Origin of the sequence: uncultured Kluyvera sp., from assembly GCF_902485085.1 — a bacterium.
GTDB classification, from domain to species: Bacteria; Pseudomonadota; Gammaproteobacteria; order Enterobacterales; family Enterobacteriaceae; genus Kluyvera; species Kluyvera ascorbata.
On sequence record NZ_CABTJS010000148.1, the window covers coordinates 1 to 8,544 of the forward strand.

The following is an 8,544-nucleotide window of genomic DNA, read 5'->3' on the forward strand; positions in this document are numbered from 1 at the left end:
AAAATTTCTCTGAGATGTTCGCAAGCGGGCCAGTCCCCTGAGCCGATATTTCATACCACAAGAATGTGGCGCTCCATGGTTGGTGAGCATGCTCGGTCCGTCCGAGAAGCCTTAAAACTGTGACGACGCATTCACCTTGAACCAAGGGTTCAAGGGTTACAGCCTGCGGCGGCATCTCGGAGATTCCCCTTCTACCTACCGGTCTTATGACGCATCCATCTGAGCAACAAAACTCCCGACAGCACATTCGCCAGTTAATCCGGCAACGTCGTCGTGCGCTCACGCCACAACAGCAAACGCTTTACGGTGAACAAGCCGCAGACAGCATGATGGCCTGGCCTCCCGTGGTGATGGCAAAAACCGTCGCGCTGTTTTTATCCTTTGACGGCGAACTCGATACCCAACCTTTGATTGAACAGCTCTGGCGAGCCGGTAAGCGCGTTTACCTGCCGGTACTTCATCCGTTCAGCCCAGGCAACCTGCTGTTTCTGCATTATCACCCGCACAGCGAACTGGTCATGAACCGCCTCAAAATCCGCGAACCGAAGCTGGATGTCCGTGACGTACTGCCGCTAGCTAAACTCGACGTGCTGATAACACCGCTGGTTGCCTTTGATGAACAAGGTCAGAGGCTGGGCATGGGCGGTGGTTTTTACGACCGTACGTTGCAGAACTGGCAGCAGTACGGCATTCAGCCTGTCGGCTATGCGCACGATTGTCAGTTAGTTGACGCCTTGCCGGTTGAAGAGTGGGATATCCCCCTTCCCGCCGTGGTCACGCCGTCGAAAGTGTGGCAGTGGTAGGCATTTTCTGCCGATTGACATCGATTCTTTTTTGACCTAAATTCCTCGGTAAAGGGTGAGGGAGGCGAACCTCCCTCCTGCGTAAAGACTGTTAATATGCTGGCCAAGCGATGATTAACAGAATCAGCAGTATGATGACGAGTCTCATCATTATCCCTTTCCTTTTAGAGCCCCTGCTTCGGTAGGGGCTTTTCCGTTTCAGCCCTATGCTGAACCCCTATCGTAAAATCCTTTTCACTACACACAATGCGCAGCAGAATCTTTAATCACCGTTTGCGGCGAGGCTCGTAAATGCCATGTATGAGTTGCAGAACGGAAACAGAAAAACAAAACGGGCAGACCAATGGCCTGCCCGTCTGGATAGAAAAGAGAAAGATTAGTACAGCAGACGCGCGCGAACGGTGCCCGGAATCGCCTTCATGCTCAGCAGCGCTTTCTCCGCTACATCCTCTTCCGCTTCAATATCGATAACCACGTAGCCCATCTGTGGCGTGGTTTGCAGGTACTGCGCGGCAATGTTGACGCCCTGCTCGGCAAAGATTTGGTTGAGCGCTGTCAGTACGCCAGGACGGTTTTCGTGGATGTGCAGCAGACGACGGCCGCCGTGCAGCGGCAGAGACACTTCCGGGAAGTTAACCGCAGAGAGCGTAGAGCCGTTGTCGGAGTACTTAATCAGTTTACCCGCCACTTCCAGACCGATGTTCTCCTGCGCTTCCTGAGTTGAACCGCCGATGTGCGGGGTCAGGATAACGTTGTCGAACTCGCACAGCGGCGAGGTGAACGGCTCGCTGTTGGTCGCAGGCTCGGTTGGGAAGACGTCAATAGCCGCGCCTGCCAGATGTTTACGCGCCAGCGCATCGCACAGCGCAGGAATTTCAACAACCGTACCACGTGAGGCGTTAATGAGCAGCGCGCCCGGTTTCATCAGCGCCAGCTCTTCCGCACCCATCATATTTTTGGTGGAGGCGTTTTCCGGCACGTGCAGGCTGACCACGTCGCTCATATTCAGCAGGTCAGAAAGATGCTGAACCTGCGTGGCATTACCCAGCGGCAGCTTGCTTTCGATATCGTAGAAGAAGACATGCATCCCCAGCGATTCCGCCAGAATGCCTAACTGAGTACCGATGTGGCCATAACCAATAATACCCAGCTTTTTGCCGCGCGCTTCATAAGAGCCCGCAGCCAGTTTGTTCCATACGCCGCGGTGTGCTTTGGCGTTCGCTTCCGGAATACCGCGTAGCAGCAATAGCAGCTCACCGATCACCAGCTCCGCCACGGAACGGGTATTAGAGAACGGAGCGTTAAATACCGGCACGCCGCGTTTAGCCGCCGCGACCAGGTCAACCTGGTTAGTACCAATGCAGAAACACCCGACCGCCACCAGCTTCTCAGCGGCAGCAAAAACGTCTTCCGTCAGGTGAGTACGGGATCGCAGGCCGATGAAATGCGCATCACGGATCGACTCTTTCAGCTGTTCAGTGTCCAGCGCACCCTTGTGAAACTCGATATTGGTGTAACCTGCTGCACGCAGACTATCCACCGCCTTCTGGTGCACGCCTTCAACCAGCAGAAATTTAATTTTCTCTTTTTCCAGTGATACCTTAGCCATTTCCCCGTCCTGTCTTTGTTTTACTGATGCTGTGATGAACGAAAGTTCATCTAAGCAACATATCAAAAAAAAATATTGCGGCAATATGAACGTTTGCGTCGGGGATATGAGGAAGCGTCATGTAGCGAGAAATGCCAGCATAAAATGCTAAGTGAGAAGATAAAGATGGGATGTTAATAAGGTGTGAGATTGAAATGTGACACAAGTCACCAAATTTAGCCCACATAAAAAAAATGGGGGAAATTGCGATTTCCCCCCGTCAGATCATTTCACTATGGTTTTCACGCCGTCGGCGGTACCAATCAGTGCCACATCTGCGCCACGATTAGCGAAAAGCCCTACGGTCACTACGCCTGGGATGCCATTAATGGCGTTTTCCAGTGCGATGGCGTCGAGAATTTCCAGGCCATGAACGTCGAGGATAACGTTGCCGTTATCGGTCACTACGCCTTGACGGTATTCCGGACGACCACCCAGCTTCACCAGCTCACGCGCCACGGCGCTGCGGGCCATTGGGATAACTTCAACCGGCAGCGGGAAGTTGCCCAGGATATCAACCTGCTTGGATGAATCGGCGATACAGATAAATTTATCCGCTACGGAGGCGATGATTTTTTCGCGAGTCAGCGCCGCGCCGCCGCCTTTGATCATCTGCATGTGGCCGTTAATTTCATCCGCGCCGTCCACGTAGATGCCTAAACGGTCGACTTCGTTCAGGTCGAAAACGGTGATGCCGAGGCTTTTCAGCTTCTCGGTAGAGGCATCAGAGCTTGAGACCGCCCCTTCGATTTGTCCTTTCATCGTGCCCAGCGCGTCAATAAAGTGCGCTGCGGTAGAGCCCGTGCCTACACCCACAATCGTACCCGGCTGTACGTATTGAAGTGCCGCCCAGCCTACTGCTTTTTTCAGTTCATCCTGCGTCATGATCGTTTCGCCTGTGGTGTCATCAACTGCCGCGCATTATAGAACATAACGCTGGAATAATTCGAGCCACCGGGAAACCTCAGGCTGAGTGCGATGGAGCAGGCGTTCAACTCGTGACCTTTGTCACAGTAAACTGCAAACCATTTTCGTCTGTATCTCCGGTAAAATTATGTCATAGTGCAGATAACACCTACAGGGGAGTATCTCAGAGCAATGAAACGTCCGGACTACAGAACACTACAGGCGCTGGATGCCGTTATCAGAGAACGTGGATTTGAACGCGCCGCGCAGAAACTGTGTATTACTCAGTCCGCCGTTTCCCAACGAATAAAACAGCTGGAAAACATGTTCGGCCAGCCGCTGCTGGTACGTACCGTGCCGCCGCGCCCAACGGAACAGGGTCAGAAGCTGCTGGCGCTGCTGCGTCAGGTTGAACTGCTGGAAGAGGAGTGGCTGGGTGACGAGCAAACCGGTTCGACGCCGCTGCTGCTGTCGCTGGCGGTCAACGCCGACAGTCTGGCCACCTGGCTGCTGCCAGCGCTGGCCGATGTGCTGGCCAACTCGCCTATCCGTTTAAATTTACAGGTAGAAGATGAAACCCGCACCCAGGAACGCCTGCGTCGCGGCGAAGTGGTTGGCGCGGTGAGTATTCAGCCGCAGGCGCTGCCGAGCTGTCTGGTCGATCAGCTTGGGGCGCTCGACTATCTGTTTGTCGGTTCCAAAGCGTTCGCTGAGCGCTATTTCCCTAACGGAGTGACTCGCTCTGCGCTGCTGAAAGCGCCAGCGGTAGCCTTCGATCATCTGGACGATATGCACCAGGCCTTTTTGCAGCAGAACTTCGATCTGCCGCCGGGCAGCGTTCCTTGCCATATCGTTAACTCGTCGGAAGCGTTTGTGCAGCTGGCACGTCAGGGGACGACCTGCTGTATGATCCCGCATCTGCAAATTGAGAAAGAGTTGGCGAGCGGTGAGCTGATTGATTTGACGCCGGGGCTGTTCCAGCGCCGGATGCTATACTGGCACCGTTTTGCGCCAGAGAGCCGGATGATGCGGAAGGTGACGGATGCGTTGCTGGCTTATGGACATAAGGTGTTGCGTCAGGATTAACCCGCACTAACACAGAAAGTGTGCAAGGGGCGGCCAATCGCCGCCGCCCTAATTAACCGCTTATTTCGCCGCAGGTGCAGGAGCTTGAGTTGCAGCAGGAGCCGCAGCCTGCTCAGGCTGAAGCTGGAACACCACATCCACCTGATCGTCAAACTGGATAGTCGCCTGCTCGTAAGTTTCCTGTGCTGAAACCGGCGCCGCATCGGCCTTCATCATCCGCACCATTGGGCTCGGCTGATAGTTGGACACATGATAACGCACGCTATACACCGGCCCCAGCTTACTGTGGAAGCCCGCCGCTAACGACTGCGCCTGATGAATCGCATCTTCAATCGCCGCTTTACGCGCCTTATCTTTATAAGCATCCGGCTGCGCCACGCCCAGCGACACGGAACGGATTTCATTCAACCCGGCTTTCAGCGCGCCATCCAGCAACGAGTTCAGCTTATCCAGCTGACGCAGCGTCACCTCCACGGTACGTACCGCGCGATAGCCTTTCAGCACGCTTTTCCCGTTCTGATAGTCGTAATCCGGCTGAGTACGCAGGTTCGCGGAGCTGATATCTTTTTTCGCTACGCCGTTCTGCTCGAGGAAGGAGAGATATTGCGCAACACGCTGGTCGGCCTGTTTTTTCGCGCTTGCGGCATCCTTGGCAGCAATGTTGACTTCAATGGCAAGCGTCGCGATATCCGGAACCGCATCCACGCTCGCCGTACCCGATGTCACGATATGCGGGCTGTCCGGCAATTCATTTGCCTGCACCGCCATTGTGCTAAACCCAACTACTGCAGCCAGAGCCATCACTTTAAACTTCACTGTTGTATCTCCTTGGTTATCACCCGACAACGGGGTCTTGCCTGCAAGCTTAGCCGTTACCAGGGGAAAGTCCATCAGATGAGACCTAGTTCAACAACGCATGCAGGTGTCCAACGCCCTCTTTTGCCAGCTGAAATGCAATAAACCACATCACTACGCCAACAATCAGGTTAATAATACGCTGCGCTTTAGCGGTTCGTAAACGAGGAGCGAGCCAGGCTGCCAGCAACGCCAGCGCAAAGAACCACAGGAAGGAAGCGCTGACGGTGCCCAGCGCAAACCAGCGTTTTGGCTCATCCGCCAGCTGACCGCCGAGACTGCCCAGCACCACAAAGGTGTCCAGATAAACGTGTGGGTTAAGCCAGGTCACCGCCAGCATGGTCGCAATAATTTTCCAGCGCCCCTGCTTCATCACTTCCGCATTCGCCAGTTCAATATTGCTACCCATCGCGGTTTTTAACGCGCCAAAGCCATACCACAGCAGAAACGCAACGCCGCCCCAGGTGACCAACGCCAGCAGCCACGGCGAGGCATTCAACAAGGCGCTGCCGCCAAATATCCCGGCGCAGATAAGCACCAGATCGCTAATGGCGCACAGCAGCGCAATCATCAAATGGTATTGGCGACGAATCCCCTGGTTCATCACGAACGCATTTTGCGGCCCCAGCGGAAGAATCATTGCCGCACCAAGCATAAGCCCTTGAAAGTAGTAAGATATCACGATAGTTTTCTTTAAGTGGTTCAGGAATGGCGCTGACTATAACGCGATAGAATCATTAGCGGAAATTGATATTTTTAATCAGTAATAAGTTTAGCTAATTATAAATTGAAGATACGCGCACCGATGTAGGCCGGATAAGACGTTTACGTCGTCATCCGGCACTAATACGCTCAGTCAGTGCCTGATGGCGCTACGCTTATCAGGTCTACCATGTTTGGTCGCCCATAAAAAAACCGGGCATCAGCCCGGCCTTATTACTGCTTAGAAGCGATTACTGCTGGGCAGAACTGCCCGGCTTCATATTCACGTCTAACTGTGGATAGGGGAAGCTGATGCCGTTGGCATCGAACTCGCGCTTAATTTGCTCCAGCACGTCCCAGTAGACGTTTTGCAGGTCGCCGCTCAGGCTCCAGGCACGCACGACAAAATTCACTGACGACGGCGCCAGTTCATTTAAACGCACGGTAATATCGCGGTCCTTGAGAATACGATTATCCGCTTCAAGAATACGGGTCAGGATCTGCTTAACCTGATCAATATCCGCATCGTAAGAGACGCCAATAATAAACTCATTACGGCGCGCAGGTTCACGGGAGAAGTTGATAATATTACCGGCGATAATTTTACCGTTCGGAATAACGATAATTTTGCCGTCAACGGTACGCATGGTGGTTGAGAAAATCTGCACGCTCAACACGGTACCGGCAACGCCGCCCAGGTCAACGTATTCACCCGCACGGAACGGACGGAACATCACCAGCAGTACGCCAGCGGCCAGGTTGGAGAGCGAGCCTTGCAGCGCCAGACCCACAGCTAAACCGGCGGCACCCAGTACGGCAATCACCGAGGCAGTCTGCACGCCCACGCGGCCCAGCGCGGCAATCAGCGTAAAGGCAATAATCGCGTAGCGCACCAGCGCGGAGAGGAAGTCCGCTACGGTGGCATCAATTTTACGCGCCAGCATCAGACGGTTGACGGTGCCCGATACAATTCTCGCCACGATCATCCCGACGATGAGGATGGCAATCGCCGCCACGATATTGACGGCGTAGCTCAGCAGGAGCTCCTGGTTGCGCACCAGCCAGGAGCCAGCGTCGTTTATGCTATCGACAACGTTTAAATCTTCCATTCAATATTCCTTATGGATACCCGGATGGGAAACTAAAAACGGCCTGCAAAAGTACAGGCAGGTATAAAGGGTAAACAAAAAATCAGTATTTTGCCAAATAGATCACAGTTTTATCCGGCACATCATATTGAAAAGGCAATAAAAAAGCCCGCTAGGCAGCGGGCTTTTGGTCAAAAATCAGGTTTATCTTACAGAACGTCTTTCGCGTTCAGTTCAGAGAAAGCCTGTTCCAGACGTGCGATCATGGACGCCTGAGCTGCACGCAGCCATACGCGTGGATCGTAGTATTTCTTGTTCGGCTGGTCTTCGCCTTTCGGGTTGCCCAGCTGGCCTTGCAGGTAAGCTTCGTTGGTTTTGTAGTACTGCAGGATACCGTCCCAGGTTGCCCATTGGGTGTCAGTATCGATGTTCATTTTCACTACGCCGTAGCTTACGGAGTCTTTGATTTCCTGAGCAGAAGAACCGGAACCGCCGTGGAAGACGAAGTTCAGGCTGTTGTGCGGCAGGTTGTGTTTCTTAGAAACGTATTCCTGAGAATCACGCAGGATGGTTGGGGTCAGAACCACGTTACCTGGTTTGTACACGCCGTGTACGTTACCGAAGGAAGCAGCGATGGTGAAACGTGGGCTGATTTTGCTCAGTTCAGTGAACGCGTAATCAACGTCTTCTGGCTGAGTGTACAGTGCAGAAGCGTCCATGTGGCTGTTGTCCACGCCGTCTTCTTCACCGCCGGTGCAACCCAGTTCGATTTCCAGAGTCATGCCCATTTTGGACATACGCGCCAGGTATTTGGAGCAGATTTCGATGTTTTCGTGCAGGGACTCTTCGGACAGGTCGATCATGTGGGAAGAGAACAGTGGTTTACCGGTAGCCGCGAAGTGTTTTTCACCCGCGTCCAGCAGACCGTCGATCCATGGCAGCAGTTTCTTAGCGCAGTGGTCAGTGTGCAGGATAACTGGAACACCATAGTGTTCAGCCATCTGGTGTACGTGATGCGCACCAGAGATAGCACCCAGGATTGCAGCGCCCTGAGGAACGTCGGTTTTCACGCCTTTACCCGCGATGAACGCAGCGCCACCGTTGGAGAACTGAACGATAACCGGTGCTTTAACTTTTGCAGCGGTTTCCAGCACGGCGTTGATAGAGTCAGTACCAACGCAGTTAACTGCTGGCAGAGCGAAATTGTTTTCTTTTGCTACCTGGAAAACTTTCTGTACGTCATCACCGGTGATAACACCTGGTTTTACGAAATCAAAAATTTTAGACATGTCACGTAGTCCTGTATCTTCGGCCGTTAGAAAAGGTGCGAGCTCTATAAAGCGCGCTGAAAATTGGGCAGGTTTCCCTGCCCTTGAATGGCTTACTTCTTAGCGCGCTCTTCGAGCATTGCTACTGCTGGCAGTACTTTGCCTTCCACGAATTCGAGGAATGCGCC

General features: G+C 53.4%; 10 protein-coding genes and 1 other RNA gene. 3 read left to right on the top strand and 8 right to left on the bottom strand.

All coding sequences use genetic code 11. From position 1 onward, the window contains the following. Nucleotides 1-3 precede the first annotated feature (3 nt). Both ssrS and RDN66_RS18390 read left to right on the top strand, forming a co-directional pair. A non-coding RNA gene (gene ssrS, locus RDN66_RS18385) (6S RNA) lies at nucleotides 4-187 on the top strand. Between the two features lie 19 nt (nucleotides 188-206). Next, on the top strand, nucleotides 207-803 hold the full coding sequence (locus RDN66_RS18390; protein WP_202217203.1) for a 5-formyltetrahydrofolate cyclo-ligase: 597 nt from the start codon (nucleotides 207-209) through the stop codon (nucleotides 801-803). Between the two features lie 91 nt (nucleotides 804-894). Here RDN66_RS18390 and RDN66_RS24340 read toward each other — a convergent pair whose 3' ends face one another. The 3 genes from RDN66_RS24340 to rpiA all read right to left on the bottom strand — a co-directional run bounded on the left by RDN66_RS24340 (nucleotide 895) and on the right by rpiA (nucleotide 3,336). Beyond that, the gene (locus tag RDN66_RS24340; RefSeq protein WP_185669884.1) at nucleotides 895-954 is read right to left on the bottom strand and encodes a type I toxin-antitoxin system Ibs family toxin; all 60 of its coding nucleotides are present in this window, start codon (nucleotides 952-954) and stop codon (nucleotides 895-897) included. A gap of 225 nt (nucleotides 955-1,179) precedes the next feature. Further along, nucleotides 1,180-2,412, bottom strand: coding sequence for a phosphoglycerate dehydrogenase (serA, locus tag RDN66_RS18395; protein WP_035896249.1), 1,233 nt, complete (start codon nucleotides 2,410-2,412; stop codon nucleotides 1,180-1,182). 264 nt (nucleotides 2,413-2,676) lie between these two features. Further along, entirely contained in the window at nucleotides 2,677-3,336 is a 660-nt protein-coding gene (gene rpiA, locus RDN66_RS18400) for a ribose-5-phosphate isomerase RpiA (protein WP_123650684.1), read from the bottom strand. Nucleotides 3,337-3,549: 213 nt separating this feature from the next. Between rpiA and argP the strand changes: the two genes are divergently transcribed. Next, nucleotides 3,550-4,443, top strand: a complete 894-nt coding sequence (gene argP / locus RDN66_RS18405) for a DNA-binding transcriptional regulator ArgP (protein ID WP_035896251.1) — start codon at nucleotides 3,550-3,552, stop codon at nucleotides 4,441-4,443. A gap of 60 nt (nucleotides 4,444-4,503) precedes the next feature. Here the strand turns inward: argP and RDN66_RS18410 are convergent, their stop codons facing one another. The 5 genes from RDN66_RS18410 to RDN66_RS18430 all read right to left on the bottom strand — a co-directional run. Next, nucleotides 4,504-5,259: an oxidative stress defense protein gene (locus RDN66_RS18410; protein WP_202217202.1), complete on the bottom strand. Its 756-nt coding sequence runs from the start codon at nucleotides 5,257-5,259 to the stop codon at nucleotides 4,504-4,506. Nucleotides 5,260-5,344: 85 nt separating this feature from the next. Next, entirely contained in the window at nucleotides 5,345-5,980 is a 636-nt protein-coding gene (gene argO / locus RDN66_RS18415; RefSeq protein ID WP_123650686.1) for an arginine exporter ArgO, read from the bottom strand. Between the two features lie 271 nt (nucleotides 5,981-6,251). After that, nucleotides 6,252-7,109 (bottom strand): small-conductance mechanosensitive channel MscS, encoded by an 858-nt coding sequence (locus tag RDN66_RS18420; RefSeq protein ID WP_035896254.1) that lies wholly within the window; start codon nucleotides 7,107-7,109, stop codon nucleotides 6,252-6,254. Nucleotides 7,110-7,297: 188 nt separating this feature from the next. Beyond that, a complete protein-coding gene (fbaA, locus tag RDN66_RS18425; RefSeq protein ID WP_123650687.1) occupies nucleotides 7,298-8,377 on the bottom strand; it encodes a class II fructose-bisphosphate aldolase in 1,080 nt (359 codons plus the stop codon). Between the two features lie 92 nt (nucleotides 8,378-8,469). Next, on the bottom strand, nucleotides 8,470-8,544 hold a 75-nt coding region (locus RDN66_RS18430; protein ID WP_241226039.1), incomplete at its 5' end, for a hypothetical protein.

Bases quoted from the DNA above. Each gene is read 5' to 3' on its own strand.
- RDN66_RS18390 (WP_202217203.1), top strand. From the start codon at position 207: ATGACGCATCCATCTGAGCAACAAAACTCCCGACAGCACATTCGCCAG.
- serA (WP_035896249.1), bottom strand. From the start codon at position 2,412: ATGGCTAAGGTATCACTGGAAAAAGAGAAAATTAAATTTCTGCTGGTT.
- rpiA (WP_123650684.1), bottom strand. From the start codon at position 3,336: ATGACGCAGGATGAACTGAAAAAAGCAGTAGGCTGGGCGGCACTTCAA.
- argP (WP_035896251.1), top strand. From the start codon at position 3,550: ATGAAACGTCCGGACTACAGAACACTACAGGCGCTGGATGCCGTTATC.
- RDN66_RS18420 (WP_035896254.1), bottom strand. From the start codon at position 7,109: ATGGAAGATTTAAACGTTGTCGATAGCATAAACGACGCTGGCTCCTGG.
- fbaA (WP_123650687.1), bottom strand. From the start codon at position 8,377: ATGTCTAAAATTTTTGATTTCGTAAAACCAGGTGTTATCACCGGTGAT.